Consider the following 25,221-nt stretch of genomic DNA (forward strand, 5'->3'; position numbering starts at 1 on the left):
CCCGAAGGTCATCCGCATGAACGCTCGCACTTCCCGCTACCGCTCCGTCTTCGCGCCCGGCCTGTTCGGCGGACAGGTCATCGTCGTCACCGGCGGCGGCTCCGGCATCGGCCGCTGCACCGCGCACGAGTTGGCCGCGCTCGGCGCGCAGGTGGTGCTGGTCGGCCGCAAGCCCGAGAAGCTCGAGCAGGTCAAGGCCGAGATCGAAGCCAGCGGCGGCAAGGCCAGCACGCAGGCCTTCGACATCCGGCAGGAAGAAGCGGTGCGCGCGGCCATCGCGGCAATCGTTTCCGCGCACGGCCGGATCGACGGCCTCGTGAACAATGCCGGCGGCCAGTACATCACGCCGCTCGCCGCGATCTCGGCCAAGGGCTGGGAGGCGGTGATCCACACCAACCTCACGGGCGGCTTCCTGGTCGCGCGCGAGTGCTACGTGCAAAGCATGCAGGCCAACGGCGGCGCCATCGTCAACATCGTGGCCGACATCTGGGGCTCGATGCCCAACATGGGCCACAGCGGCGCCGCCCGCGCCGGCATGGTGAGCTTCACCGAGACCGCCGCGCTCGAATGGGCCGCGAGCGGCGTGCGCGTGAACGCGGTGGCGCCGGGCTACATCGCCTCGAGCGGCATGGACCACTACCCGCCGGAGGCCGGCGGCATGCTGCGCGCCATGCGCAACACCGTGCCCGCAGGCCGCTTCGGCAACGAGGCCGAGACCTCCGCCGCCATCGCCTTCCTGCTGAGCCCCGCGGCCAGCTTCATCAGTGGCAGCGTGCTGCGCGTGGACGGCGCGCGGCCGCAGGTGCGCATGGGCTGGCCGATGGAGATTCCCGATGCGCAGACACAGCAGCGCGCGGCGGTGCGGCCTTTCGACGGCTTTCACCTCGCGCAGACGCCGCGCGTGTTCCAGAACGACGAGCCCAACGACTGATTGGAGACAAGCGACATGCAGTACACCCACGAACACCTCGAGATCCAGAAGACCCTGCGGCGCTTCATCGACGAAGAGATCAACCCGCACGTGGACGAATGGGAAGCCGCCGAGATCTTCCCTGCGCACGAGGTCTTCAAGAAGCTCGGCAACCTCGGCATGCTGGGGCTGAACAAGCCCGAGGCCTTCGGCGGCGCGGGGCTCGATTACTCGTATGCGATGGCGATGGCCGAGGCGCTCGGCCACGTGAGCTGCGGCGGCGTGCCGATGGCCATCGGCGTGCAGACCGATATGTGCACGCCCGCGCTCGCACGCTTCGGCAGCGACGAACTGCGCCGCGAGTTCCTCGCGCCCGCCATTGCCGGCGACACGGTCGGCTGCATCGGCGTGAGCGAGCCCGGCGCGGGCAGCGACGTCGCGGGCCTCAAGAGCAACGCGCGCAAGGACGGCGGCGACTACCTCATCAGCGGCCAGAAGATGTGGATCACCAACAGCCTGCAGGCCGACTGGATGTGCATGCTGGTCAACACCAGCGACGGACCGGTGCACCGCAACAAGTCGCTCGTGATGGTGCCGATGAACAGCCCCGGCATCGAGAAGGCGAAGAAGATCCGCAAGATCGGCATGAACTCGAGCGACACCGGGCTCATCTACTTCGACAACGTGCGCGTGCCGCAGCGCTTTCGCATCGGCGAGGAAGGCCAGGGCTTCGTCTACCAGATGCAGCAGTTCCAGGAAGAGCGCCTGTGGGCCGCCGCAAGCTCGCTCGAACCGATGGACGACTGCATCGCGCAGACCATCGAGTGGGCGCAGCAGCGCCACATGTTCGGCGCCACGCTGGCCGACCAGCAGTGGGTGCAGTTCAAGCTGGCCGAGCTGAAGACGGAGGTGGAAGCGCTGCGCGCCCTGACCTACCGCGCCTGCGACCTGCACGTGCAGGGCGAGGACGTGCTCGAACTCGCGTCGATGGCCAAGCTCAAGACCGGCCGCCTCACGCGGCAGGTGGCGGATACCTGCCTGCAGTTCTGGGGCGGGATGGGCTTCACGCTCGAGAACCGCGTCTCGCGCCTGTACCGCGACGGCCGGCTCGGCTCCATCGGCGGCGGCGCGGACGAAGTGATGCTCGGCATCCTCGCAAAGACCATGGGCATCGCCAAGCGGCCGCCGCGCGGCTGAAGCATCCGTGGACGCCGAACTGCAAGCCGACCGCGCGGCGCTCGCCGACACGGTGCGGCGCTTCGCCGAAAGCGAGATCGCGCCGAACGTGCAGGCCTGGGACGACGCGGGCGAGTTTCCGCGCGCGCTCTACGCACGCGCCGCCGAACTGGGATTGCTCGGACTGGGCTACCCCGAAGACCTGGGCGGTACGCCCGCTTCGTATTCGCTCAAGCTGCCCGCATGGATCGCGCTGGCGCGCCACGGCAAGAGCGGCGGCGTGCTCGCAAGCCTGTTCTCGCACAACATCGGATTGCCGCCCGTGGTGCTGCATGCGAGCGACGCGGTGCGCCGCGAGGTCGTGCCGCCGGTGCTGCGCGGCGAGAAGATCGCGGCGCTCGCCATCACCGAGCCCAGCGGCGGCTCCGACGTGGCCGCGCTGCGCACCACCGCACGGCGCGAGGGCGACCACTACGTGATCAATGGTGAGAAGACCTTCATCACCTCGGGCATGCGCGCCGACTGGATCACCGTGGCCGTGCGCACCGGCGAAGGGCGCGGCGCAGGCGGCATCTCGATGCTCCTCGTGCCCGGCGATGCGCCCGGCCTTTCGCGCACGCGCCTCGCGAAGATGGGCTGGCTGTGTTCCGACACCGCGACGCTGCACTTCGACAGTGTGCGCGTGCCGGCGCGCTACCTGCTCGGCGGCGAAGGCGCGGGCTTCCGCATGGTCATGGGCAACTTCAACGGCGAGCGCATCGGGCTCGCGGCGGGCGCACTCGGCTTCTCGCGGGCCTGCCTCGACGAGGCGCTGGCCTGGGCACGCGATCGCAAGACATTCGGCGCCGCGCTCATCGAGCACCAGGCGGTGCGCCACAAGCTGGTCGACATGCAGATGCGCATCGCTTCCACCGAGGCGTGGATCGAGGCGGTGTCGGCCGAGGGCGATGCACACGAAGCGGCCGGGCGCATCAATGCACCCGAATGGGTCGCTCAGGTCTGCATGCTGAAGAACCATGCGACGCAGACCATGCAGTTCTGCGCCGACCAGGCGGTGCAGATCCTCGGCGGCATGGGCTTCATGCGCGGCACGGTGAGCGAGCGCATCTACCGCGAGGTGAAGGTGATGATGATCGGTGGCGGGGCCGAGGAGATCATGAAGGAGCTGGCGGCCAGGCAGATGGGCTGGTAGGCGCCGGGGAACGCCGTCGCGCGCCGGATGTCCAACGAGCCAGCGCTTTCGCTGGGTCGCAGGAGCCCGACATGCTCTCCCTCACCTCCGGCATCGGCACCGTCATTCTTGTCCTGTTGGTGGTGCTGCTCTTTTCCGCGATATGGATCTTCCGGGAATACGAGCGCGGCATCGTTTTCACGCTCGGACGGTTCTCCAAGGTTTCTGGGCCCGGTCTGGTGATCGTGATACCGGCCATCCAGCAGGTGGTGCGCGTCGACCTGCGCACCGTGGTGCTCGAAGTGCCGACGCAGGACGTGATCTCGCGCGACAACGTGTCGGTCAAGGTCAGTGCGGTCGTGTATTTCCGCATCGTCGATGCCGAGAAGGCGATCATCCAGGTCAAGGATTTCTTCAACGCCACCAGCCAGCTGGCGCAGACCACGCTGCGCTCGGTGCTCGGCAAGCACCAGCTCGACGACATGCTGGCCGAGCGCGAGAAGCTCAACCTCGACGTGCGCGAGTCCCTGGACGTGCAGACGGCGTCATGGGGCATCAAGGTGTCGAACGTGGAGATCAAGCAGATCGACCTCACCGAATCGATGGTGCGCGCCATCGCGCGGCAGGCGGAGGCCGAACGCGAACGGCGCGCCAAGGTGATCCATGCCGAGGGCGAACTGCAGGCTTCGGAAAAGCTGTTCCAGGCCGCGCGCGTGCTGGCGCAGGAGCCGCAGGCCATCCAGTTGCGCTACCTGGAGACGCTGACGGTGATCGGCGCGGACAAGAACACGACCATCGTGTTCCCGCTGCCGGTGGATTTGCTGACGAGCTTCCTGGGCAAGCGCTCGTAGCATGCGCGGCACAGGGTCAGCCGTTCTTCTCGGGCGTTTCGCCCCGTGCAGCCGCAAGCGCAGCCGCCGCGCGCAGCTTGTCCTTCTTGCTCGGCCGCTTGCCCTTGACGCCGCCGGTGCCCGACGCATCGACCACGGGCACCGCCACCTCCGTCGGCTCGAAGCCTTCGACACGCTCGCGCGGCAGGCTCAGTCCCTGGCGCTTCTCGATCAGCCGGAAGTGCGCCTCGGTCGACGCGCTCACGAAGCTGATCGCCAGTCCGCTCTCGCCCGCGCGGCCGGTACGGCCGATGCGGTGGATGTAGTCGGTCGGCGAGCGCGGCAGGTCGTAGTTGATGACCACGGGCAGCTGCGCGATGTCGATGCCGCGCGCCGCGAGGTCGGTGGCGATCACCACGTCCCAGCGGCTCTGCTTGAACTGCGAAAGGATGTCGGTGCGCGTGCCCTGGGCGATGTCGCCGTGGAAGGGCACGGCATAGATGCCGTTCTTGTAGAGCTTCTCGGCCACGGTCTGCGCCGCATGCTGCGTGGCGACGAAGACCAGCACGCGGTCCCATTCGCCTTCGTGCTGCTTCAGCAGATGGCGCAGCAGCTGCGTGCGGCGGATGGCGTCGACCTCGATCACGCGCTGCACGATGTTCGGTTCGGTGCCGGGCTCGCCCTGCACGTCGACGACGGCCGGGTCGCGCAGCATGCCGTCGGCCAGCGCCTGGATGGCGCTCGGGAAGGTGGCTGAGAACAGCAGGTTCTGGCGCTGCTTCGGCAGCAGCGCGAGGATGCGGCCGAGCTCTTCGGCAAAACCGAGGTCGAACAGGCGATCGGCCTCGTCAAGCACCAGCGTCGACACGGCATCGAGCTTCAGCGCGTTGTGGTCGCAGAGGTCGAGCAGCCGGCCCGGCGTGGCGACGACGATGTCGGCACCGCCGCGCAGGCCCATCATCTGCGGGTTGATCGACACGCCACCGAAGGCGACGACGATCTTCAGGCGTTCGGGCAGGTGCTGCGCCAGGCTGCGCATGGTTTCGCCGACCTGGGCCGCGAGCTCGCGCGTGGGCACGAGCACCAGCGCCCGCACGCGGCGCGAGCCCTGTGCGCGCTCGGCGCCCAGGCGCTGCAGCAGAGGCAGGGAAAATGCGGCGGTCTTGCCGGAGCCGGTCTGCGCCGAGCCCCGCACGTCGCGGCCTTGCAGAATCGCGGGGATGGCTGCGGCCTGAATAGCGGTCGGCGCGGCATAGCCGCTTTCGGCGGCAGCCTGCACGAGCGCGGGGGCCAGGCCCAGTGAGTCGAATGGCATGTAAGCAGACACAGAAGAGAAGAAAGACGGATCGGATGTCGACGATGAAACAGCAGCGCAATCAGGCCGGCAGCGCCCTGGTGTACTCCACCGAGGCGGGCGGCCGCATGTGCCCCGGCTGTGGCGAGCCCATGGCCCGGTGCCGCTGCAAGGAGTTCCAGGCGCGCCCGCCGGCCACGGACGGCATTGTCCGCGTAACGCACGAGACCAAGGGACGCAAGGGCAAGGGCGTGACCCTCGTCAAGGGCGTGGCGCTCGATGCGGCGGCACTGGCGGCGCTCGGCAAACAGCTGAAAACGGCCTGCGGCTCGGGCGGCACGGTGAAGGACGGCGTGATCGAGATCCAGGGCGACCACCGCGAACTGGTGGTCGCGGCGCTGGCGAAGCAAGGCCACACGGTCAAGCGGGCGGGAGGCTGAGCACCGATGCAACCCGAAGACCTGCAGCGCCTGGTGACGCTCCAAATGCCTTTCGGCAAGCACAAGGGCACGCTGATTGCCGATCTGCCCGGAAATTACCTGACCTGGTTTGCACGCGAGGGTTTTCCCTCAGGAGAAATCGGCCGACTGCTCGCGCTGATGCATGAAATAGACCACAACGGGCTCTCCGGCCTGCTGAAACCGTTGCGAAACCGCCCGTCGGGCCGGGATGTTTCTCAATAACACACGATTTCCCCACGTTTTTTGTAAATGGGGCGGGATAATCCCGCCTACGTGTCTGTGAGCTTGTCTCCCGTGCACGTAATTCGGTGATCGGTCAGTTTCGCGCCACAGCGCATTTTGTTTGTTGTGATTCTGGGACTCCATCGCTTTGTCTTGTTGGTTTGAATTAGGAGTCCCTCAATGGGCAAGAAACTCTACGTAGGCAACCTCGCCTACTCCGTGCGTGACAACGATCTGGAACAAGCCTTCGGCGAGTTCGGCGCCATCGTCAGCGCCAAGGTCATGATGGAACGTGACACCGGCCGTTCGAAGGGCTTCGGCTTTGTCGAAATGGGTTCGGATGCCGAAGCACTGGCAGCCATCGAAGCCATGAACGGCCACTCGCTGCAGGGCCGCGCCCTGACGGTGAATGAAGCCCGTCCGATGGAAGCCCGTCCCCCCCGCAGCGGTGGTGGCGGCGGCGGCTACGGTGGTGGCGGCGGCGGTGGTGGCTACGGCGGTGGTGGCGGCGGCTACGGCGGCGGTGGCGGTGGCCGCAGCGGTGGTGGCGGTGGCTACGGCGGCGGCGGCGGTGGTCGCGGCGGCTACTAAGCCCTTCCCTCCAGAGCCTTCGGGCTTCTGAACGAAAAGCTCCTTCGGGAGCTTTTTTCGTTTCTGCGCCCGGCGCGGAGGCCTTGGTCAGCTCACCCTAATGAAAACCCGGTAAGCAATAGTCCGTACCGCCGCAGTCAGCCAACGGTCAGCCGCGCAGAACGACCCTCACTCCTCCACACAAGAGGGTCGAGAGATGCGTATCAAGAGTCAGGCGGACTTCTTCTCAGGAGTCATGTTCACCAGCGTGGGGGGAGCCTTTGCGATAGGCGCCACCACCTACACCATCGGCGATGGTGCCCGAATGGGGCCGGGTTACTTCCCGTTGATGCTCGGCATCCTGCTGGCCATCCTCGGCGCCATCATCATGTTCCAGGCGCTGGTGGTCGAAACCGCCACCGGCGACCCGATCGGCAAATGGGCCTGGAAGCCGCTGGCCTTCGTGCTCGGCGCCAACCTCGCCTTCGGCGTGCTGCTGGGCGGCCTGCCCAGCATCGGGCTGCCGGCCATGGGAATGATCATCGCGATCTACGCGCTCACGATCATCTCGAGCATGGCGGGCGAGCACTTCAAGCTGCGCGACGTGCTGGTTCTCTCGACCATCCTGGCGGCCGGCAGCTACGTGGCCTTCATCTGGGCGCTGAAGCTCCAGATCCAGGTCTGGCCTACTTTCATTTCGGGTTGAGGAGCGCATCGCCATGGAACTGTTCCACAACCTCGCGACCGGCTTCGGCGTCGCGTTCACCTTCACCAACCTGCTGTACTGCCTGGTCGGCTGCATCCTTGGCACGCTGATCGGCGTGCTCCCCGGCATCGGCCCGGTCGCGACCATCGCGATGCTGCTGCCCGCCACGTACGCGCTGCCGCCCGTGTCGGCGCTGATCATGCTGGCCGGCATCTACTACGGCGCGCAGTACGGCGGCTCGACCACGGCCATCCTGGTGAACCTGCCCGGGGAGTCGTCCTCGGTGGTCACCTGTATCGACGGCTACCAGATGGCAAGGCAGGGCCGCGCAGGCCCGGCGCTCGCCGCGGCGGGCCTCGGCTCCTTCTTCGCGGGCTGCGTGGGTACGCTGATCCTGGCCGCCTTCGCGCCGCCGCTGACCGAACTGGCCTTCAAGTTCGGCCCAGCCGAATACTTCTCGCTGATGGTGCTGGGCCTGATCGGCGCCGTCGTGCTGGCCTCGGGCTCGCTGGTGAAAGCGGTGGCGATGATCGTGCTCGGCCTGCTGCTGGGCATCGTCGGCACCGACGTGAATTCGGGCGTTGCGCGCTACAGCTTCGACATTCCGGAGCTCACCGACGGCATCGGCTTCGTGGTGATCGCCATGGGCGTGTTCGGCTACGGCGAAATCATCGGCAACCTCTCTCAGCCCGACGACGAGCGCGAGGTGTTCACGCACAAGGTGAAAGGCCTGTGGCCCACCAAGGAAGACTTCAAGCGCATGACGCCCGCGGTGCTGCGCGGCACGGCGCTGGGTTCGGCGCTGGGCATCCTGCCCGGCGGCGGCGCGCTGCTGGCGGCCTTCGCGGCCTATGCGCTGGAGAAGAAGATCAAGATGCGCCCCGGCGAAGTGCCCTTCGGCAAGGGCAACATCCGCGGCGTGGCTTCGCCCGAATCGGCCAACAACGCCGGTGCGCAAACCTCCTTCATCCCGCTGCTGACGCTGGGCATTCCGCCCAACGCGGTGATGGCGCTGATGGTGGGTGCGATGACGATCCACAACATCCAGCCCGTGCTGAACCTGCCGCTGATCGGCATGTGGATCAAGCTGCTGACGGTGCCCTACAAGTTCCTGTTCCCGGCGATCGTGCTGTTCTGCGCGATCGGCGTGTACTCGACCAACAACAACACCTTCGACATCTGGATGGTGGCGGCCTTCGGCTTCATCGGCTACCTGTTCCTGAAGCTGCGCACCGAGCCCGCGCCGCTGCTGCTGGGCTTCATCCTGGGCCCGATGATGGAAGAGAACCTGCGGCGCGCACTGCTGCTGTCGCGCGGCGCGTGGAGCGTGTTCGTCACGCGGCCGCTGTCGGCGGGGTTGCTGGTGGCCGCTGCGCTGCTGCTGGGCATCGTGCTACTGCCTGCGATCAAGGCAAAACGCGAAGAAGCGTTTGTAGAGGAATAAGCTCGCCCGGGTCAGCGGTGGAGCAACGGCAGCAGCGCCTGCTGCCAGGCCAGCCCGAGCAGGGCCGCGCCCAGCACTACCGGGATCACCCCGGCCTTGAAGCGGAACAGCGCCACGGCGGCGATCAGCCCGATCGCCGCCGATGCCGCGTCGAAGCCGCCGCCCGCGCCCTTCGGCCACAGCACGTGCCAGGCGAAGAACACCGCGAGGTTGACGATCACGCCCACCACGGCTGCCGTGATGGCCGTCAGCGGTGCGGTGAGCTTCAGGTTGCCGTGCGTCGATTCGATGAACGGGCCGCCCAGCAAAATGAACAGGAACGACGGCAGGAAGGTGAAGAAGCTCACCACCGTCGCGGCCACCGCCCCCGCCAGGAACAGCGACTGCCCGCCGAACAGCGCCTGGTTCCAGCCGCCCACGAAGCCCACGAACGACACCACCATGATCAGCGGCCCCGGCGTGGTCTCGCCCAGCGCGAGCCCGTCGATCATCTGCGTGGCGCTGAGCCAGCCGTAGTGGTCGACCGCACCCTGGAACACGTAGGGCAGCACCGCGTAGGCGCCGCCGAAGGTCAGCAGCGCGGCCTTGGTGAAGAACCAGCCCATCTGCGTGAGCGCGCCGTGCCAGCCGAACAGCGCCGCGAGGGCGCCGATGGCGACGAGCCACAGTGCGAGGAACACGCCCAGCACGCGCAAGAAGCGGCCCCAGCCGAAGCGCGCATGCGCGGGCGTCGGCGTGTCGTCGTCGATCAGCGCGGGGCCGATCGAAGCGGCCGCCGCTGCGTGAGCGCCGCCCGGCGCGAAGCGCTCTGGCGCCAACCGGCTGCCAAGGTAGCCGATGGCGCCCGCCACGAGCACGATCAGCGGAAACGGCACGCGCAACGCAAAGATCGCCACGAAGGCGGCCGCCGCAATCGCCCAGAGCCAGGCGTTCTTCAGCACCCTCGAGCCGATGCGCCAGGCCGCGAACAGCACGATGGCCGTCACCGCGGGCTTCACGCCATAGAGCAGCCCAGCCACCGCGGGCACCTGCCCGTAGGCCATGTAGACCCACGACAACGCGATCAGGATGAACAGCGACGGCGCCACGAACAGCCCTCCCGCCACGATGCCGCCCCAGGTGCGGTGCATGAGCCAGCCGATGTAGGTCGCGAGCTGCTGGGCCTCGGGGCCGGGCAACACCATGCAGTAATTCAGCGCATGGAGGAATCGCTTCTCCGAGATCCAGCGGCGGCGCTCCACCAGTTCCTGGTGCATCAGCGCGATCTGCCCGGCAGGCCCGCCGAAGCTGATGAAGCCCAGCTTGAGCCAGTAGCCGAAGGCCTGCCAGAAACTGACGGGGACGGGCGGCTCGGCAGGCGCTTCGGGGGAGGACATCGGCTGACTTTCGTGTTTCGCTATTTCAGGAATGCGTCGTACGCGGTCTTCAGGATCAGCGCGCTCACCACCACGATGAACACCACCCGCACGAAGCCCGCCCCGTGCTTCAGTGCAACCCGCGTGCCGAGCAGGCTGCCTGCCACGTTGGCCACCGCCATCACCAGCCCGTAGTGCCACCAGACGTGGCCCTTGGCCGCCAGCAGGACCAGCGCCGCGGCGTTGGTCAGCGTGTTGATGATCTTGGCCGAGGCCGAGGCGTTGAGGAAGTCGTAGCCCATCCAGCGCACGAACAGGAACACCAGGAAGCTCCCCGCGCCCGGCCCGAAGAAGCCGTCGTACAGCCCGATCGACAGGCCGATGGTGCAGGCCGCCAGCGTCTCTGCCCGCCCCGAGAAGCGCGGCGCGTGCATCCGGCCCATGTCCTTGCGCGCCAGCGTGTAGAGCAGCACGCCCAGCAGGATGACCGGCAGCGCCCGGCGCAGGAAGTCGCCCGGGATTACCGTGACGCCCCAGGCGCCCAGCATGGAGCCGGCGAAACCGAGCACCGCGGCGGGCCAGAGGGCGCCCCAGCGCATCTGCACCCGCTGGCTGAACTGGGCCGCGGCGGCGGCCGTGCCCCAAATGGACGCACTCTTGTTGGTGCCCAGCAGCGTTGCCGGCGTCGCGCCCGGGAACACGGCAAACAGCGCCGGCACCAGGATCAACCCGCCTCCGCCCACGATCGAATCGACAAATCCCGCGAGCAGCGAGGCGCCCGTCACCACCAGCATTTCCATGGCGGCGATTGTCTCACTCGGGGTGCTATCGAAAATATAGCTTCATGTGCTTGCGTGGCCTTCGCGGGAGGTCAATTTGGCATTGAAGAAAAACCCATCGGGCACGGCGTGCGGGGGCATAAAAAAGGCGCCGACCAGCGGCGCCTTTCAAAGTCAAACACGGCATCTCGTACGGAGCCTTGGAAGCATTTTTATAGTTGCTCGAGTTTGTCTCCTCGGACCCTCGGCAGCACGAGCAAGGCCCGTTCGCGAGTGCGCAGACTTTAGGGGGCGCACCGCCTCAGTGCATTGGGAATTACCCGCTTTGCCGGCCCGGAAAGTCCGATTCGCAAACCAAAGTGTTTCCGATGGTTAACGACGGCACAAATCATGCACGCGCGGTCAGGCCCCGATCTTGCACAGGATCAGGAAGAACCCGGGAGTCGCCCACCCGACGGAGGAAGCATGCCATCCATGTCCGAAAGCGAACGCATCGCCCTCGCCGCGCGCCTTCATGTGGCGCTTCGGCGAAAGCATGGGCGCGTGACCGACACCGAATGGATGGCTACCAACGCCGAGTACGCGGCCGAGATCGTTCGCATGACGCGCGCGCATGCCGCAGACACCCGGGACGAGGAGCTCTACCAGCTCGCGATGCGGCTCGAGCAGGCGATGGAACCTTTGGCTCGGGCCAAGCGGCTGGCGGCGCGGCAGCCCGGCGGCGCTCTGCCCACGCCGGCTCGCCACGCGGACGGACTGGGCTGACGCCTTCCTGCTGCGGCGCTGTTCAGGACGCGGCCAGCGCGGCCTTGCGGATCGACTGCAGCGTGCTGCCCGGCGTGATCGCTTCCGGATCGAGCAGGCAGTGCAGGATCGCGGGCTTGCCGCTTGCACGCGCACGGGCCAGCGCGGGGCCGAACTCCTCGGTACTGGTCACGCGCTCGCCGTGGCCGCCGAACACTTCGGCATAGCCGCGGAAGTCCGGGTTCTTCAGTTGCGTGGCGCTGATGCGGCCGGGATAGTGCTTTTCCTGGTGCATGCGGATCGTGCCGTACATGGCGTTGTCGAGCAGCACGACGAGGATCGGCAGGCCGTACTGAACGGCGGTGGCGAACTCCTGGCCGTGCATCATGAAGTCGCCGTCGCCCGCGAACACGACCACCTCGCGCTGCGGCCACAGCCGCTTGGCGCCGACGCCGGCCGGCAGGCCGTAGCCCATCGAACCGCTGGTGGGCGCCAGCTGGCTCGCGAATGCGCGGAATGGCCAGAAGCGGTGCACCCAGGTGGCGAAGTTGCCCGCGCCGTTGCAGAAGATGGTGTCGGCCGGCAGCACCTCGCGCAGGTGCCGCATCACCTCGCCCATTTGCAGCGGGCCGGGAATGCGGATCGGCGCCGGGTCGCTCCAGCGCAGGAAGTCTTCGCGTGCGGCCTTCGTTTCGGCTTGCCAAGCCGGCGTCTGCGCGGGGCGCAGCGCGGACACCGCTTCGGCGAACGCCTGCGGCGTAGCGTGGATGCCCTGTGCCGGACGGTAGAGCTTGCCGAGCTCGTCGGCATCGGCGTGCACATGCACCAGGGCCTGCTTCGGTTGCGGGATCGCCAGCAGTTCGTAGCCTTGCGACGGCACTTCGGACAGGCGCCCGCCGACCAGCAGCACGAGGTCCGCGTTGCGGATGCGTTCGAGCATGCGCGGGTTGGCGCCCAGGCCCAGGTCGCCCGCATAGCAGGGGTGCTCGGCCGACATCAACATCTGGCGGCGGAACGAGCAGTACACGGGCAGCGAGAACGCGGCCGCGAAATCCGCGAACTGCAGCGCCGCCTTCTCCGACCAGCGGCTGCCGCCGAGGATGACCACCGGGCGCTGCGCCTGCGACAGCCGCTGCTGCAACTCGGTGAGCTGCGCCGCGCCGGGATGGGTTTCGGTCACCGCATACGGCTGCGCGTCGGCCACCGCTGCGGCCTCGGTCAGCATGTCTTCAGGCAGCGCGATCACCACCGGGCCGGGCCGGCCGGAGGTGGCGACATGGAAGGCACGCGACACCAGCTCGGGCACGCGCGCCGGATCGTCGATCTGCACCACCCACTTGGCCATGGTGCCGAACACCGCGCCGTAGTCCAGCTCCTGGAAAGCCTCGCGGCCCATGGCGTCGCGTGCGACCTGGCCCACGAACAGCAGCAGCGGGGTCGAATCCTGGTGCGCGATGTGCACGCCGGCCGCCGCGTTGGTGGCGCCCGGGCCGCGCGTGACGAAGCAGATACCCGGCTTGCCCGTGAGCTTGCCCTGCGCCTCGGCCATCATCGCCGCGCCGCCTTCCTGGCGGCACACGGTCACGTCGATCGATGCATCATGCAGCGCGTCGAGCACGGCCAGAAAACTTTCGCCGGGCACGCAGAACAGCTGCCTGACGCCGTGGGTGATGAGCTGGTCGACCAGGATCTGGCCGCCGGTGCGGGAAGAAGTCATGCTGTGTCCGATGGAATGAAGGTGTTGGGTATTGGTGTTGCTCCTTCCCCTCCCGGGGGAAGGCTGGGATGGGGGCAAGCGGCGTTGGATGCGCCGACGGCAATGGATACGCCGCGAGCCCCCACCCCTGCCCTCCCCCGGAAGGGGAGGGAGAAATGCGGGGTCATTCGAGGGCTTGGCACGCGGCAATGATGCGCTTGCACGCCTCTTCCAGCTGCGCCATCGAAGTCGCATACGAGATGCGGAAATACGGCGCCAGCCCGAACACGCTGCCCGGCACCACCGCCACCTCGAAGTCCTGCAGCAGGTAGCGGCAGAAGTCGCTGTCCGTCTGCAGCAGCATGCCGCCTCGCGTGCGCTTGCCGAGCACGCCGGCGCAGCTCGCGAAGGTATAGAACGCGCCTTCGGGCATGCGGCAATGCAGCCCCGGCGCGCGGTTCAGCGCGGCCACCACAAAGTCGCGCCGCGCCTGGAAGTCGGCGCAGCGCTCGGCCACGATCTCCTGCGGCCCGGTCAGCGCCTCGATGGCCGCGGCCTGGCTGATCGACGAAGGGCATGAGGTCGTCTGGCTCTGCACCACGGCCATCGCCGCAACCAGAGCGCGCGGACCCGCACCGTAGCCCACGCGCCAGCCGGTCATCGCATAGGCCTTCGACACGCCGTTGACGGTCAGCGTGCGTTCGCGCAAGCGCGGTTCCACCGCCACGGGCGTCGCGAATGCCAGCCCGTCGTAGAGGATGTGTTCGTAGATGTCGTCCGCCAGCACCCACACCTGCGGATGCCGTAGCAGCACCTCGCACAGCGGCTTCAGCTGCGCCGCGCTGTAGGCCGCGCCGCTCGGGTTCGAGGGCGAGTTCAGGAACAGCCAGCGCGTGCGCGGCGTGATCGCCGCTTCCAGCTGCGCGGCATCGAGCCTGAAGCCGTTCGCCTCGGTGCAGGCCACCGGCACCGGCACGCCACCGCAGATCTGCACGATGTCGGCGTACGAGGTCCAGTACGGCGCGGGCAGGATGACTTCATCGCCCGGGTCCAGGCTGGCCATCAGCGCGTTGAAGATCACCTGCTTGGCGCCTGCGCTCACGCTGATCTCGTCGAGTGCGAAGTCCAGCGCGTTGTCGCGCTTGAACTTCAGCTGCACTGCCGCCTTCATCGCCGGGCTGCCGTCGAGCACCGTGTAGCGCGTGTCGCTGCGCCCGATGGCGCGCACGGCGGCGTCGCACACGTTCTGCGGCGTGTCGAAATCGGGCTCGCCCGCGCCCAGCACAATCACCGGACGGCCCGCGCGCTTGAGCGCATTGGCATGGTCGGTGATGCGCAGGATCTCCGAGACGCCGATGGCGCGCACGCGCTGCGCCGGCGAGAAGACAACAGTGTCCGTGGTCACTTGGCGTAGGTCTCCAGTGGCTTGTCGTTGGGTTCGAGCATCAGCTGCTTCAGTGCCGTGCTCATCGGCAGATTCAGGCTGGTGTTCTTCGGAGGGATGGCCGCCACGAACCACTTGGCGTAGATCTTTTCGAGGTCGCCGCTCTTCATCATGCGGCGCAGCGAATCGTCCACCGCGGCCTTGAAGGCCGGGTCGTCCTTGCGGAACAGCAGCGCGATCGGCTCCGAGCCCAGCGGCTCGCCCACGATGCGGTAGGCCGAGGGGTTCTTGGAGTTCGCGATGATGCCGGCCAGCAGGTTGTCGTCGAGCACGAAGGCATCGGCGCGGCCCGACTCCAGCAGCAGGAAGCTCTCGAGGTGGTCCTTGCCGAGCATGGTGTTGTACGACACGTTCTGCGCGCGCTCGCGCTTGCGCAGCAGCTGCACGGCGGTGGTGCCGGTGGAAGCCGACACATTGCGGCCCGCGAGCTGGTCGAGGTTGGCGATGCCCGAGTCGACCCTGGTGGCCATGCGCACCTCGCTCACGTACGTGGTGAGCGCGAACGCCACCTGCTGCTGGCGCGCGGTGTTGTTGGTGGTGGGGCCGCAGCCGATGTCGAGCGTGCCGTTCTGCACCAGGGGGATGGTGTTCTGCGCGGTCACGGCCATGTATTCGAGCTTCGCCTGCGGCACGATGTCCTTCAGCACGCGCTCGCACAGCTCGACGTGGTAGCCCACGTACTTCTCGCCCGCGCCCAGCATGTAGGCCATCGGCGGCGAGGCTTCGCGCACGCCGAGCACCACCTTGCCGCTGGTCTTGATCTTGTCGAGCGTGCCGCTGGCGGTGGTCTGCGCGCTGGCGCCGCCGAATGCGAGCGCGAGCAGCGTGGCCGCTGCAACTGTCTTGAAGGGAATGCTCATTTCTTCTGTCTCCTGGTGGTTGTTTTTCTGGGGTGCGCACGGCCGTCCGCCTGCCGACGCAAGGAATTGCGCGGCAGGAACAGACGAGCCGGGGTCGGTCAGTCGCCGATGTCGAAGGTCACGCCTTGAGCCAGGGGCAATGCCGTCGAGTAGTTGATGGTGTTCGTCGCGCGGCGCATGTACGCCTTCCAGCTGTCGGAGCCGGCTTCGCGGCCGCCGCCGGTTTCCTTCTCGCCACCGAAGGCGCCGCCGATCTCCGCGCCGCTCGGGCCGATGTTGACGTTGGCAATGCCACAGTCCGAGCCCGCGCTAGACATGAAGCGCTCGGCCTCGCGCACGTTCAGCGTGAAGATCGACGACGACAGGCCCGCGCCCACCGCGTTGTGCCATTCGATGGCCTCATCGAGCGAGCTGTAGCGCACCACGTAGAGGATGGGTGCGAAGGTCTCGCGCAGCACCGGGCCGTCGTGCGTCTTCAGCTCGACCAGCGCGGGACGCACGTAGTACGCGTCCTTCGTGCCGAGGCCTTCGACGCGCTGGCCGCCGTGCACCGTGGCGCCGGCCTCGCGGCTTTCGCCAAGTGCCTTCTGCATGCCGTCGAAGGCTGCGCGGTCGATCAGCGGGCCGACCAACGTGCCGGCCTCGCGCGGATCGCCGACCTGCACGTTGCCGTAGACCTTGGTCAGCTTGGGCACCAGCGCGTCGTACACGCTGTCGTGCACGAACAGGCGGCGCAGCGTGGTGCAGCGCTGGCCGGCCGTGCCCATGGCAGCGAACGCGATGCCGCGCAGCGTGAGGTCGAGGTCGGCCGAGGGCGTGACGATGGCAGCGTTGTTGCCGCCCAGTTCGAGAATCGCGCGGGCAAAGCGCGCCGCCAGCTTCGGGCCCACCTGGCGGCCCATCGCGGTCGAGCCGGTGGCCGAGAGGATCGACACGCGATGGTCGTCGACCAGCACCTCGCCGATGTCACGCTGGCCCAGCAGCAGGCCGAGCAGGCCTTCGGGCGCATCGCCGAAGCGCGCGACGGCGCGCTGCGCGATGGCGTGCACGGCCAGCGCGGTCAGCGGCGTCTTCTCGGAAGGCTTCCACACCACCGAGTCGCCGCACACCAGCGCCAGCGCGGCGTTCCACGACCACACGGCCACCGGGAAGTTGAAGGCCGAGATCACGCCGCACACGCCCAGCGGATGCCAGGTTTCCATCATGCGGTGCTCGGCGCGCTCGGTGGCCAGCGTGAGGCCGTAGAGCTGGCGCGAGAGGCCGACCGCGAAGTCGCAGATGTCGATCATTTCCTGCACTTCGCCCGCGCCTTCGGACGGGATCTTGCCGGCCTCCAGCGTGACGAGGCGCCCGAGGTCGCCCTTGGCGGCGCGCAGCTCTTCGCCGAGCAGGCGCACCAGCTCGCCGCGGCGCGGGGCCGGCACGCTGCGCCAGGCCTTGAAGGCTTCGTGCGCGCGGCCGATGGCGGCGGTGGCCTCGGCCGGCGAGGTCTGCGGCACCTGTGCGATCACCTCGCCGCTGACGGGCGAGCGCACCGTCAGCGTGCCGCCGGTATGGGCCTCGACGGGCACGCCGAGGCGCTGCAGCAGCTGTTCGACTTCGGTGGGGACGGGAAGGGAAGTGTGGGCTTCGGACATGGTCGCGCTCCAGGGAAGGAGATGAAAGAGAAAGGCGATGGGAGTCGGCGGAATGCGGCCAATATCTGCGAATCCGGGACGATTGGCTAGCGAAAATATGGAAGGACTTGATGCGTTTTGGGAAAGAACTTCACCCTCCGCTCGCCTTCCGGTACAGCGGGTTCATTCCGGCCTGGGCGCCTCGGGCACGCCAATGCGCTGCCCCGCAGGCGACCCCGCCAGGCTCTGCGCCGGCCTTCTCAACGTCGCGTCGAAGGGATTGATCTTCGGCCCGATGGCCGCCGCCTCTCGCTTGAGCAGCTCGACCACGGTCGGCATGCGGTCCGCATTGAGCCGGTCGGCGATCGTGCCCACACTCAATGCCGCCACCGCGCGCCCTTCGCGGTCGAGGATCGGCACCGCAACGCCCGCCATGCCTTCGAGCAGCCCGGTGTTGCGCCCCGCATAGCCCGCCTGCCGCACGCGCTCGATCTCGGTGCGCAGGTAGACCTCGTCGTACACGCCGTACTCGCGCACGCGCGACAGGTTGAAGCGGATCACTTCCTCGCGCTCGGCCTCGGGCAGGAAGGCAAGGATCGCCAGCGCCCCCTGCCCCACACCCAGCGCGATGCGCCCGCCGATGTCGCCGGTGAACGAGCGGATCGGGAACGGTCCTTCGCTGCGGTCCAGGCAGATGGCGTCGAAGCCGCTGCGCGCCAGTAAAAAGATGCTGTCGCCCAGGCTCGCGCACAGGCGCAGCAGCACCGGCCGGCAGATGGAGCGCAGGTCGCCCGGGTTGCCCGCGCTCGCCGCGAGCGCGAAGAAATCGATGCCGAGGCGGTAGAGCTTGCTGCGTTCGTCCTGCTCGACCATGCCTTCGGCCATCAGCGACTGCAGCAAACGGTGCGTGGTGGCCTGGGTGAGGCCCACGGATCGTGCGATCTGGGTCACGCGGCCGCCTTCGGCCTGCACCGCGCCGAGCGCGCGGATCACCGAGAAGACGCGCGGCACGCCGCCGCTGGCCGCCGAGGGGGTTTCCATACCTTGCTCCTGTGGAATTCGCTCTATCAATTGAGGCGATCATATTCCATTGATTGGAATAAATTGAAGAAAGATTCTGATTAATGGAATACCCGAGGCAGCCTGGCGCAATCGTTGCAATAGAGTGAACTGAAATCGGCAGGTCGTCCATGGCGTGCACCAAGGTGTCGCACGCCCTCTCTTGCCCCGACAGAAAGGCCTTTCCATGTCATTCCTCAGGCTCACCGACGTGACCAAGTTCTATGGCGCCACCCGCGCGGTGTCGGCCATGAACCTCACGGTGGAAAAGGGCGAGTTCGTCTCGCTGCTCGGCCCTTCGGGCTGCGGCAAGACCACCACGCTGCAGATGATTGCGGGCTTCGAGGCCGTGAGCAGCGGCCGCATCGAACTCGCAGGCAAGGACATCACGCATGCCAAGGCCAACACGCGCGGCCTGGGCATCGTGTTCCAGACCTACGCCCTGTTCCCGCACATGACGGTGGCCGACAACGTGAGCTTCGGCCTCGAGATGCGCAAGATGCCCAAGGCCGAGCGCGCCGAACGCGTGAAGCAGGCGCTGGCGCTGGTGCACCTCGAAGCGCATGCCACGCGCTATCCGCGCGAACTCTCGGGTGGCCAGCGGCAGCGCGTGGCGCTGTCGCGCGCGCTGGTGATCGAGCCGCCGGTGCTGCTGCTCGACGAACCGCTGTCCAACCTCGATGCCAAGCTGCGCGAGGAGATGCAGTTCGAGCTGCGGCAGATCCAGCGCAAGGTCGGCACCACCACGGTGATGGTCACGCACGACCAGAGCGAGGCCATGTCGATCAGCGACCGCGTGGTGGTGATGGAAGGCGGCTGCGCCACGCAGATCGACCATCCGCAGCGCGTGTACGAACACCCGAGCACGCGCTTCATCTCCACCTTTGTCGGCAAGGCCAACCTGCTCGACTGCCGCGTGTCCGGCAGCGGCGCCACGCGCACCTGCATCGAGGTCGGCGCGCTCTCGCTCGACGTGGACGACACGGGTTTCTGCGTCGATGCGTCGGCGCTGCTGAGTGTGCGGCCCGAAAAGCTGCAACTCGTGCCGCCGGGCCGGGGCCGGCTCGACGGCGAGGTGCAGGAACGCTTCTTCCTCGGCAGCCAGTGGCTCTACCGCGTGGCCACGCCCATCGGCGACCTCACGGTGCTGAGCCCCAACGATGGGCGCGATGCGCTCGAAGAAGGCGCCCGCACCGGCATCGACTGGCCGGCGCACTGCATGCGGCTGCTGCCCGCGGACGCCACCGCGAAGGCCGCGCAGGCTGTGATGGCATGAGCACCTTGCAGAACAAGGCCACGCCCTGGTGGCTCTCCGGCCCCGCGCTGCTGCTGTTCAGCGCGCTGCTGCTGGTGCCGCTCGCGCTCACGGCCGTGCTGTCGTTCAACGTGTACGACCCGGCCACCGGCCCCAAGGCCGGCGAGTTCACGCTGGCGCACTACGCGCTGGTGTTCTCCGACTCGTACTACCTCGGCATCTTCTGGCGCACCTTCTGGGTCTCGGCGCTGGTCACGCTGATCTGCGTGCTCGTCGGCGCGCCCGAGGCCTATGTGCTGAGCCGCATGCGCAACCCGTGGCGCTCGGTGCTGCTGCTGGTGGTGCTCGCGCCGCTCCTGGTGTCGGTGGTGGTGCGCGCCTTCGGCTGGAGCATGCTGCTGGGCCCCGAGGGCGCGGTGAACGCGCTGCTGCAGTTCGTGGGCATCGGCCCGGTGAAGATCCTCTACACCAACGCGGCGGTGGTCATCGCGCTGGTGCACGTGATGCTGCCCTTCATGGTGATCCCGGTGTGGACCTCGCTGCAGAAGCTCGACCCTGGCGTGGAGAACGCTGCCCTCTCGCTCAACGCCACGCCCTTCACCACGCTGCGGCGCATCGTGCTGCCGCAGGTGATGCCGGGCATTCTCTCGGGCAGCCTGATCGTGTTCGGCCTGGCCGCGAGCTCGTTCGCGATTCCCGGCCTGCTCGGCGGACGGCGGCTGAAGATGGTCGCGACCATCGTCTACGACGAATACCTGAGCGAACTCAACTGGCCGCTGGGCGCGGCCGTGGCGCTGGTGCTGCTGGTGGCCAACCTCGTGGTCATGCTCAGCTACAACCGCCTGGTCGAAGGCCGCTACAAGAAGGCATTGGGATGAAAAGAAACGGCCCCATCGCCCTCGCGTTCAACGCGCTGGTCATCACCTTCATGCTGGCGCCGCTGGTGGTCGTGTGCATCGTGGCGTTCACGCCCGAGAACACGCTGACCATTCCGACTACCAGCTTCTCGCTGCGCTGGTTCAAGGCGGTGTTCGCGCACCCCGACTTCATGCAGTCGTTCTGGAACAGCCTGTGGCTCGCACTGAGCTCGGCCACCATCGCCACGCTGCTCGCGGTGCCGGCCGGCATGGCGATCACGCGCTACGCGTTTCCGGGACGCGACTTTCTCAACGGGCTTTTCCTGTCGCCGCTGATCGTGCCGCACCTGGTGCTGGGCGTGGCGCTGCTGCGCTTGTTCGCGCTGGTCGGCGGCACGGGCAGCTTCGGCTGGCTGGTGATGGCGCATGCGCTCATCGTCACGCCCTACACGCTGCGGCTGGTGGTGGCGGCGCTGGTGGGCTTCGACCGCAGCGCCGAGCAGGCCGCACTGTCGCTGGGCGCGAGCCAGGCCACGGTGTTCCGGCGCATCACGCTGCCGATGATCCTGCCGGGCGTCACGGGCAGCTGGATGCTGTCGTTCATCAACAGTTTTGACGAGGTGACGATGTCGATCTTCGTGACCGCACCGAGCACGGTGACGCTGCCGGTGCGCATGTACATGTACGCGACCGAATCGATCGATCCGCTGATGGCGGCGGTGTCGGCGCTGATGGTGGCCATCACGGCCTTCGCGATGGTGCTGCTCGACCGTGTCTACGGACTCGACCGCGTGCTGGTGGGGCGCAGATAGATGACCATGACTAGACACGCCCTGCTTCACCGCGTGGCCGAGAAAAGCGGGCGCGAAGCCGTGCCCTTCACCCTCGACGGCGCACCCGCCAGCGCGCTGGCCGGCGACACCGTGCTGACCGCCGTGCTCACGCAATGCGACCAGCTGCGGCGCAACGAATTCAGCGGGCTGCCGCGTGCGGGCTTCTGCATGATGGGCGCCTGCCAGGACTGCTGGATTGCCACGGACGAGGGCGAGCGGCTGCGCGCCTGCTCTACCTTCATCGCGCCGGGCATGGCGCTGGTCACCGGGAAGAACGGCGCATGACGAAGGCAGCCGCAATCCGCCCCGTGATCGTCGGCGCCGGCCCGGCCGGTGTGCGCGCCGCGCAGACGCTGGTGGCGCATGGCCTGCGGCCCGTGGTGATCGACGAGGCCTCGCGCGCCGGTGGGCAGATCTACCGCCGCCCGCCCGCCGGCCTGGCGCAGCGCACCGCGCGGACGCTCTATGGCTTCGAGTCGAAGCGCGCCGATGCCGTGCACGCGGCCTTCGATGCGCTGCAGGGCCGCATCGAGCATCTGGGCGACAGCCTGGTGTGGAACGCCCAAGACCATCGGCTCGACGTGATGCACAACCCCACGCGCAGCAACCGCTGCGTGCCCTACAGCCACCTGATCGTGGCGACGGGTGCGACCGACCGCGTGCTGCCGGTGCCGGGCTGGACGCTGCCCGGCGTCTACACGCTGGGCGGCGCGCAAGTGGCGCTCAAGTTCCAGGGCTGCGCCATCGGGCAGCGCGTGGTGTTCATGGGCACGGGGCCATTGCTGTACCTGGTGGCTTATCAATATGCGAAGGCCGGCGTGAAGGTGGCCGCGGTGCTCGACACCGCGCGCCTCGCCGACCAGCTCGCGGCCACACCCGCGATGCTGACGCAGCCCGCGGTGTTCGCGAAGGGCGTGTACTACGTCGGCTGGCTGCGCGCGCACGGCGTGGCATTGCACAGCGGCGTGCGTCCGTTGCGCGTACTCGGCGACGAACAGCGAAGCCGCGTGACCGGCGTGGCCTGGCAGGACGGTGCTGAAGAACGCACGCTCGCCTGCGACGCCATCGGCTTCGGCTACGCGCTGCGCTCCGAAACGCAGCTGGCCGACCTGCTCGGCTGCCGCTTCGACTACGCGCCGCTGCACCGCGCGCACCTGCCGGTGCGCGATGCGGCGGGGCGATCCAGCGTCGAGGGCGTGTACCTCGCGGGCGACGGCGCCGGCATCATGGGCGCGGACGCGGCCGAGTGGGCGGGCGAACGGGCGGCGCTGGCGCTGCTGGCGGACAACGGCGTGGCGGTCGATACGGCACGCGCAGCCGAACTCGAACGCAGGCTGCACAAGCTCGCTGGATTTCGCCAGGGCCTCGAACGCGCCTTCCCGGTGCCGCAGGACTGGGCCGCGCATGCGCCCGACGACCTCGTGGTCTGCCGCTGCGAGAACATCACGGCCGGCACCTTGCGCCAGACCGTCGCCACGGCCGGTGCCGACGAGTTGAACCGGCTCAAGGCCTTGTCGCGCGTCGGCATGGGCCGCTGCCAGGGCCGCATGTGCGGCGTGGCCGCGGCCGAGATCCTCGCGCATGCCACGCAGCAGCCGCTGCAGCAGGTCGGCCGCCTGCGCGGGCAAGCGCCGATCAAGCCGATCCCGATCCGGCTCGTGCCCGCCGAGGGGGCCGACGCATGAGCTCGATCAAGAAGTTGAAGGCCGACGTCGCCATCATCGGTGGCGGCATCGTCGGTTCCTCCGCCGCGCTGGCCTTGCGCCGCATGGGCGCCAGCGTGGTGCTTCTCGAGCGCGACCTCTGCGGCTCGCGCTCCAGCGGCGTGAACTTCGGCGGCGTGCGCCGGCAGGGCCGCTCCCTGAGCCAGTTGCCGCTGACACAGCGCGCACACCGCATCTGGGGCCGGCTGCCCGAGCTGCTTGGCACCGACGGCGAGTACGTGCGCTCGGGCCATTTCAAGATCGCGCGCAGCGAAGCCGACATGGCCTCGCTGGAGCGCTACCGCGCGATGAGCAGCGACTTCGACTTGGGCCTGGAACTGATCTCTGCCACGCGACTGCGCACGCAGTGCCCCTGGCTCGGCACGCGCGCCGTGGGCGGCTCGCTGTGCCTGGAAGACGGGCAGGCCAACCCGCGCCTCGTCTCGCCGGCTTTCGCGCTGGCGGCACGGCGAGCGGGCGCGCAAGTCTTCGAACGCCACAAGGTCGACGAGGTCGCGCACGACGGCGCCACGTTCATGGTGCGCAGCGGCAACGCGCTCGAAGTGCGGGCGCCCCTGCTGCTCAACTGCGCGGGCGCCTGGGCCGGCGCCATCGCTAGCCAGTTCGGCGAAACGCCGCCCATGTTTGCGCGCAGCCCCGTGATGGCGGTGACAGAGCCGGTGCCGCATTTCATGCAATGGAGTCTTGGCGTGGAAGGCGGCGGCATCTACTGCCGGCAGGTGGCGCGCGGCAACCTCGTGCTCGGCGGCGGCACGGGCATCACGCTCGACGCCGAACGCGCGCGCGCCGATCGCGACGCCATCGCCGTGCTCGCGCGGCAGGCCGTCGAGCTTCTGCCCGCGCTGCGCCACGCGCACATCATCCGCACCTGGGGCGGCACCGAGGGCTACCTGCCCGACCGCGAACCGGTGCTCGGCCCAAGCCGCACCACGCCCGGCCTGTTCCACGGCTTCGGCTTCGCGGGTGCGGGGTTCCAGATCGGCCCGGCCGCCGGCGAAGTGTTGGCCGAGCTGGCGCGCGACGGCCGCAGCGACACGCCCATCGACGCCTTCGCCATCGAGCGCTTCGACGAAGCACCCGTTTCCCCATCCCTTGCCGCTTCCCCCACCTGAACTGATTGGAGAGCATCATCATGTCCCGCACCGCCAAGTCCACCCTCCTCCTTGCCGCGCTGCTCGCAGCCGCAGGCATCGCCAGCGCGCAGACCAAGACCATCTACATCGGCATGAACGGCGGCACCATGGAGAAGGCGTACACGCAGTACGTGTTCCCCGCCTTCGAGAAGGCCTACGGCGCGAAGGTGGTGGTGGTGCCCGGCACCTCCTCCGACATCCTCGCGAAGGCCCAGGCCAACAAGGACAAGCCGCAGATGCACGTGATGTTCCTCGACGACGGCATCATGGTGCGAGCCATCGGCATGGGTTTGTGCCAGAAGCAGAAGCCCAACCCGTCGCTCAACGAGATCTATCCTGCCGCGCGCTTCAAGGACGACATGGCCAGCGGTGTGAGCCTGGGCATGACGGGTCTCGCCTACAACGCCAAGATGTTCAAGGAAAAGGGCTGGGCGCCGCCCACCTCGTGGATGGACCTGGCCGACCCCAAGTACAAGGGCAAGGTGGTGTTCCAGTCGATGTCGTCCTCGTCGTTCGGGCTGCACGGCTTCCTGATGTTCAACCGCATCCAGGGCGGCAACGACAAGAACGTGGAGCCGGGCTTCAAGGCCTGGCCCACCACGATCGGGCCGAACGTGCTGGAGTACATCCCGAGTTCGGCCAAGCTCTCGGAGATGGTGCAGACCGGTGAGGCGGCAATCTTCCCGCTGACCCCCACGGCCGTGGCCGCATTGAAGACCAAGGGCATTCCGGTCGAGTACGCACCGCCCAAGGAAGGCGCGGTGGTGCTCATGGTGGGCCAGTGCGTGATCGCCAACAACAGCGAGCCCGAGCTGTCGCAGAAGCTCGCCGAGTTCCTGCTGAGCCCCGTGGCTCAGGCCAACGTGCTGCAGTACGGCGCGCAGATCCCGACCAACCCCAAGGCCCCGGCCGTGGGCGAAGGCGCGGCGCAGGTGGCGGACATCAACAAGTGGATGAAGACCGCCGTCACCATCGACTGGGAAAGCATCAACGCGAACCGGCCGGCGTGGAACGCGCGCTGGAACAAGACGATCGAGCGTTGATGCGACACGCCGCGGTGTTCGCACACCGCGGCGCGCACG

The 25,221-nt window shown here is 68.0% G+C and carries 25 protein-coding genes; 17 read left to right on the top strand and 8 right to left on the bottom strand.

Annotation, left to right across the window (positions count from 1 at the left end; genetic code table 11):
* Window positions 1-16: 16 nt before the first annotated feature.
* From ASC92_RS12240 to ASC92_RS12255, 4 genes are all read left to right on the top strand, one after another.
* A complete protein-coding gene (locus ASC92_RS12240) occupies window positions 17-931 on the top strand; it encodes an SDR family oxidoreductase (protein WP_056516369.1) in 915 nt (304 codons plus the stop codon).
* Between the two features lie 15 nt (window positions 932-946).
* Window positions 947-2,107: an acyl-CoA dehydrogenase family protein gene (locus ASC92_RS12245; protein ID WP_056515368.1), complete on the top strand. Its 1,161-nt coding sequence runs from the start codon at window positions 947-949 to the stop codon at window positions 2,105-2,107.
* 7 nt (window positions 2,108-2,114) lie between these two features.
* Entirely contained in the window at window positions 2,115-3,278 is a 1,164-nt protein-coding gene (locus tag ASC92_RS12250; protein ID WP_056515371.1) for an acyl-CoA dehydrogenase family protein, read from the top strand.
* Between the two features lie 71 nt (window positions 3,279-3,349).
* Entirely contained in the window at window positions 3,350-4,108 is a 759-nt protein-coding gene (locus ASC92_RS12255; protein WP_056515374.1) for a slipin family protein, read from the top strand.
* A 16-nt stretch (window positions 4,109-4,124) separates the two neighbouring features.
* Here ASC92_RS12255 and ASC92_RS12260 read toward each other — a convergent pair whose 3' ends face one another.
* Window positions 4,125-5,402: a DEAD/DEAH box helicase gene (locus tag ASC92_RS12260; RefSeq protein WP_056515379.1), complete on the bottom strand. Its 1,278-nt coding sequence runs from the start codon at window positions 5,400-5,402 to the stop codon at window positions 4,125-4,127.
* Window positions 5,403-5,446: 44 nt separating this feature from the next.
* On the opposite strand from ASC92_RS12260, the gene ASC92_RS12265 reads away from it, so the two are divergent.
* The 5 genes from ASC92_RS12265 to ASC92_RS12285 all read left to right on the top strand — a co-directional run bounded on the left by ASC92_RS12265 (window position 5,447) and on the right by ASC92_RS12285 (window position 8,784).
* The gene (locus tag ASC92_RS12265; RefSeq protein WP_414820410.1) at window positions 5,447-5,821 is read left to right on the top strand and encodes a translation initiation factor Sui1; all 375 of its coding nucleotides are present in this window, start codon (window positions 5,447-5,449) and stop codon (window positions 5,819-5,821) included.
* 6 nt (window positions 5,822-5,827) lie between these two features.
* On the top strand, window positions 5,828-6,064 hold the full coding sequence (locus ASC92_RS12270) for a DUF3820 family protein (protein WP_007835452.1): 237 nt from the start codon (window positions 5,828-5,830) through the stop codon (window positions 6,062-6,064).
* A 180-nt stretch (window positions 6,065-6,244) separates the two neighbouring features.
* Window positions 6,245-6,655, top strand: a complete 411-nt coding sequence (locus ASC92_RS12275) for an RNA recognition motif domain-containing protein (protein WP_056515385.1) — start codon at window positions 6,245-6,247, stop codon at window positions 6,653-6,655.
* 196 nt (window positions 6,656-6,851) lie between these two features.
* A complete protein-coding gene (locus ASC92_RS12280; protein WP_056515388.1) occupies window positions 6,852-7,340 on the top strand; it encodes a tripartite tricarboxylate transporter TctB family protein in 489 nt (162 codons plus the stop codon).
* 13 nt (window positions 7,341-7,353) lie between these two features.
* Window positions 7,354-8,784, top strand: coding sequence for a tripartite tricarboxylate transporter permease (locus ASC92_RS12285; RefSeq protein ID WP_056515391.1), 1,431 nt, complete (start codon window positions 7,354-7,356; stop codon window positions 8,782-8,784).
* Between the two features lie 11 nt (window positions 8,785-8,795).
* On the opposite strand, the gene chrA is transcribed toward ASC92_RS12285, so the two are convergent.
* The gene (gene chrA, locus ASC92_RS12290) at window positions 8,796-10,160 is read right to left on the bottom strand and encodes a chromate efflux transporter (protein WP_056515394.1); all 1,365 of its coding nucleotides are present in this window, start codon (window positions 10,158-10,160) and stop codon (window positions 8,796-8,798) included.
* A gap of 20 nt (window positions 10,161-10,180) precedes the next feature.
* Window positions 10,181-10,939: a TSUP family transporter gene (locus tag ASC92_RS12295; protein WP_056515397.1), complete on the bottom strand. Its 759-nt coding sequence runs from the start codon at window positions 10,937-10,939 to the stop codon at window positions 10,181-10,183.
* Between the two features lie 444 nt (window positions 10,940-11,383).
* Between ASC92_RS12295 and ASC92_RS12300 the strand changes: the two genes are divergently transcribed.
* Window positions 11,384-11,683, top strand: a complete 300-nt coding sequence (locus ASC92_RS12300) for a hypothetical protein (RefSeq protein WP_056515400.1) — start codon at window positions 11,384-11,386, stop codon at window positions 11,681-11,683.
* Window positions 11,684-11,705: 22 nt separating this feature from the next.
* Here ASC92_RS12300 and ASC92_RS12305 read toward each other — a convergent pair whose 3' ends face one another.
* The 5 genes from ASC92_RS12305 to ASC92_RS12325 all read right to left on the bottom strand — a co-directional run bounded on the left by ASC92_RS12305 (window position 11,706) and on the right by ASC92_RS12325 (window position 18,319).
* Window positions 11,706-13,379 (bottom strand): thiamine pyrophosphate-binding protein, encoded by a 1,674-nt coding sequence (locus tag ASC92_RS12305; protein ID WP_056515403.1) that lies wholly within the window; start codon window positions 13,377-13,379, stop codon window positions 11,706-11,708.
* Window positions 13,380-13,542: 163 nt separating this feature from the next.
* Window positions 13,543-14,763 carry a pyridoxal phosphate-dependent aminotransferase gene (locus tag ASC92_RS12310; protein WP_056515406.1) on the bottom strand — a complete coding sequence of 407 codons (1,221 nt, stop codon included), beginning with the start codon at window positions 14,761-14,763 and terminating at the stop codon, window positions 13,543-13,545.
* Window positions 14,760-15,662: an amino acid ABC transporter substrate-binding protein gene (locus tag ASC92_RS12315; RefSeq protein WP_056515412.1), complete on the bottom strand. Its 903-nt coding sequence runs from the start codon at window positions 15,660-15,662 to the stop codon at window positions 14,760-14,762. The genes ASC92_RS12310 and ASC92_RS12315 overlap by 4 nt, the downstream gene beginning before the upstream one ends.
* 98 nt (window positions 15,663-15,760) lie before the next feature.
* On the bottom strand, window positions 15,761-17,299 hold the full coding sequence (locus ASC92_RS12320; protein WP_056515415.1) for an aldehyde dehydrogenase family protein: 1,539 nt from the start codon (window positions 17,297-17,299) through the stop codon (window positions 15,761-15,763).
* Between the two features lie 162 nt (window positions 17,300-17,461).
* Window positions 17,462-18,319, bottom strand: coding sequence for an IclR family transcriptional regulator (locus tag ASC92_RS12325; protein WP_056515417.1), 858 nt, complete (start codon window positions 18,317-18,319; stop codon window positions 17,462-17,464).
* A gap of 205 nt (window positions 18,320-18,524) precedes the next feature.
* On the opposite strand from ASC92_RS12325, the gene ASC92_RS12330 reads away from it, so the two are divergent.
* The 7 genes from ASC92_RS12330 to ASC92_RS12360 are packed head-to-tail and all read left to right on the top strand — an operon-like array spanning window position 18,525 to window position 25,182.
* Window positions 18,525-19,613: an ABC transporter ATP-binding protein gene (locus ASC92_RS12330; RefSeq protein ID WP_056515419.1), complete on the top strand. Its 1,089-nt coding sequence runs from the start codon at window positions 18,525-18,527 to the stop codon at window positions 19,611-19,613.
* Window positions 19,610-20,470, top strand: a complete 861-nt coding sequence (locus ASC92_RS12335) for an ABC transporter permease (protein WP_056515422.1) — start codon at window positions 19,610-19,612, stop codon at window positions 20,468-20,470. The genes ASC92_RS12330 and ASC92_RS12335 overlap by 4 nt, the downstream gene beginning before the upstream one ends.
* On the top strand, window positions 20,467-21,261 hold the full coding sequence (locus tag ASC92_RS12340) for an ABC transporter permease (RefSeq protein ID WP_056515426.1): 795 nt from the start codon (window positions 20,467-20,469) through the stop codon (window positions 21,259-21,261). Before ASC92_RS12335 ends, ASC92_RS12340 begins: the two co-directional genes overlap by 4 nt.
* Entirely contained in the window at window positions 21,262-21,567 is a 306-nt protein-coding gene (locus ASC92_RS12345) for a (2Fe-2S)-binding protein (RefSeq protein WP_056515429.1), read from the top strand.
* The gene (locus tag ASC92_RS12350; protein ID WP_056515432.1) at window positions 21,564-22,967 is read left to right on the top strand and encodes an NAD(P)/FAD-dependent oxidoreductase; all 1,404 of its coding nucleotides are present in this window, start codon (window positions 21,564-21,566) and stop codon (window positions 22,965-22,967) included. The genes ASC92_RS12345 and ASC92_RS12350 overlap by 4 nt, the downstream gene beginning before the upstream one ends.
* Window positions 22,964-24,118: an NAD(P)/FAD-dependent oxidoreductase gene (locus tag ASC92_RS12355; RefSeq protein WP_056515435.1), complete on the top strand. Its 1,155-nt coding sequence runs from the start codon at window positions 22,964-22,966 to the stop codon at window positions 24,116-24,118. Before ASC92_RS12350 ends, ASC92_RS12355 begins: the two co-directional genes overlap by 4 nt.
* A 20-nt stretch (window positions 24,119-24,138) precedes the next feature.
* Entirely contained in the window at window positions 24,139-25,182 is a 1,044-nt protein-coding gene (locus ASC92_RS12360) for an ABC transporter substrate-binding protein (protein ID WP_056516373.1), read from the top strand.
* Window positions 25,183-25,221: the final 39 nt, after the last annotated feature.

Origin of the sequence: Variovorax sp. Root411, from assembly GCF_001425205.1 — a bacterium.
In the GTDB taxonomy this organism is placed as follows: Bacteria; Pseudomonadota; Gammaproteobacteria; order Burkholderiales; family Burkholderiaceae_C; genus Variovorax.

Excerpts from the sequence above, each read along its gene's own strand:
- ASC92_RS12240 (WP_056516369.1), top strand. The coding sequence starts at position 17 with ATGAACGCTCGCACTTCCCGCTACCGCTCCGTCTTCGCGCCCGGCCTG.
- ASC92_RS12245 (WP_056515368.1), top strand. The coding sequence starts at position 947 with ATGCAGTACACCCACGAACACCTCGAGATCCAGAAGACCCTGCGGCGC.
- ASC92_RS12255 (WP_056515374.1), top strand. The coding sequence starts at position 3,350 with ATGCTCTCCCTCACCTCCGGCATCGGCACCGTCATTCTTGTCCTGTTG.
- ASC92_RS12260 (WP_056515379.1), bottom strand. The coding sequence starts at position 5,402 with ATGCCATTCGACTCACTGGGCCTGGCCCCCGCGCTCGTGCAGGCTGCC.
- ASC92_RS12265 (WP_414820410.1), top strand. The coding sequence starts at position 5,447 with ATGAAACAGCAGCGCAATCAGGCCGGCAGCGCCCTGGTGTACTCCACC.
- ASC92_RS12270 (WP_007835452.1), top strand. The coding sequence starts at position 5,828 with ATGCAACCCGAAGACCTGCAGCGCCTGGTGACGCTCCAAATGCCTTTC.
- ASC92_RS12275 (WP_056515385.1), top strand. The coding sequence starts at position 6,245 with ATGGGCAAGAAACTCTACGTAGGCAACCTCGCCTACTCCGTGCGTGAC.
- ASC92_RS12280 (WP_056515388.1), top strand. The coding sequence starts at position 6,852 with ATGCGTATCAAGAGTCAGGCGGACTTCTTCTCAGGAGTCATGTTCACC.
- ASC92_RS12285 (WP_056515391.1), top strand. The coding sequence starts at position 7,354 with ATGGAACTGTTCCACAACCTCGCGACCGGCTTCGGCGTCGCGTTCACC.
- chrA (WP_056515394.1), bottom strand. The coding sequence starts at position 10,160 with ATGTCCTCCCCCGAAGCGCCTGCCGAGCCGCCCGTCCCCGTCAGTTTC.
- ASC92_RS12295 (WP_056515397.1), bottom strand. The coding sequence starts at position 10,939 with ATGGAAATGCTGGTGGTGACGGGCGCCTCGCTGCTCGCGGGATTTGTC.
- ASC92_RS12300 (WP_056515400.1), top strand. The coding sequence starts at position 11,384 with ATGCCATCCATGTCCGAAAGCGAACGCATCGCCCTCGCCGCGCGCCTT.
- ASC92_RS12305 (WP_056515403.1), bottom strand. The coding sequence starts at position 13,379 with ATGACTTCTTCCCGCACCGGCGGCCAGATCCTGGTCGACCAGCTCATC.
- ASC92_RS12315 (WP_056515412.1), bottom strand. The coding sequence starts at position 15,662 with ATGAGCATTCCCTTCAAGACAGTTGCAGCGGCCACGCTGCTCGCGCTC.
- ASC92_RS12320 (WP_056515415.1), bottom strand. The coding sequence starts at position 17,299 with ATGTCCGAAGCCCACACTTCCCTTCCCGTCCCCACCGAAGTCGAACAG.
- ASC92_RS12325 (WP_056515417.1), bottom strand. The coding sequence starts at position 18,319 with ATGGAAACCCCCTCGGCGGCCAGCGGCGGCGTGCCGCGCGTCTTCTCG.
- ASC92_RS12330 (WP_056515419.1), top strand. The coding sequence starts at position 18,525 with ATGTCATTCCTCAGGCTCACCGACGTGACCAAGTTCTATGGCGCCACC.
- ASC92_RS12335 (WP_056515422.1), top strand. The coding sequence starts at position 19,610 with ATGAGCACCTTGCAGAACAAGGCCACGCCCTGGTGGCTCTCCGGCCCC.
- ASC92_RS12340 (WP_056515426.1), top strand. The coding sequence starts at position 20,467 with ATGAAAAGAAACGGCCCCATCGCCCTCGCGTTCAACGCGCTGGTCATC.
- ASC92_RS12345 (WP_056515429.1), top strand. The coding sequence starts at position 21,262 with ATGACCATGACTAGACACGCCCTGCTTCACCGCGTGGCCGAGAAAAGC.
- ASC92_RS12350 (WP_056515432.1), top strand. The coding sequence starts at position 21,564 with ATGACGAAGGCAGCCGCAATCCGCCCCGTGATCGTCGGCGCCGGCCCG.
- ASC92_RS12355 (WP_056515435.1), top strand. The coding sequence starts at position 22,964 with ATGAGCTCGATCAAGAAGTTGAAGGCCGACGTCGCCATCATCGGTGGC.
- ASC92_RS12360 (WP_056516373.1), top strand. The coding sequence starts at position 24,139 with ATGTCCCGCACCGCCAAGTCCACCCTCCTCCTTGCCGCGCTGCTCGCA.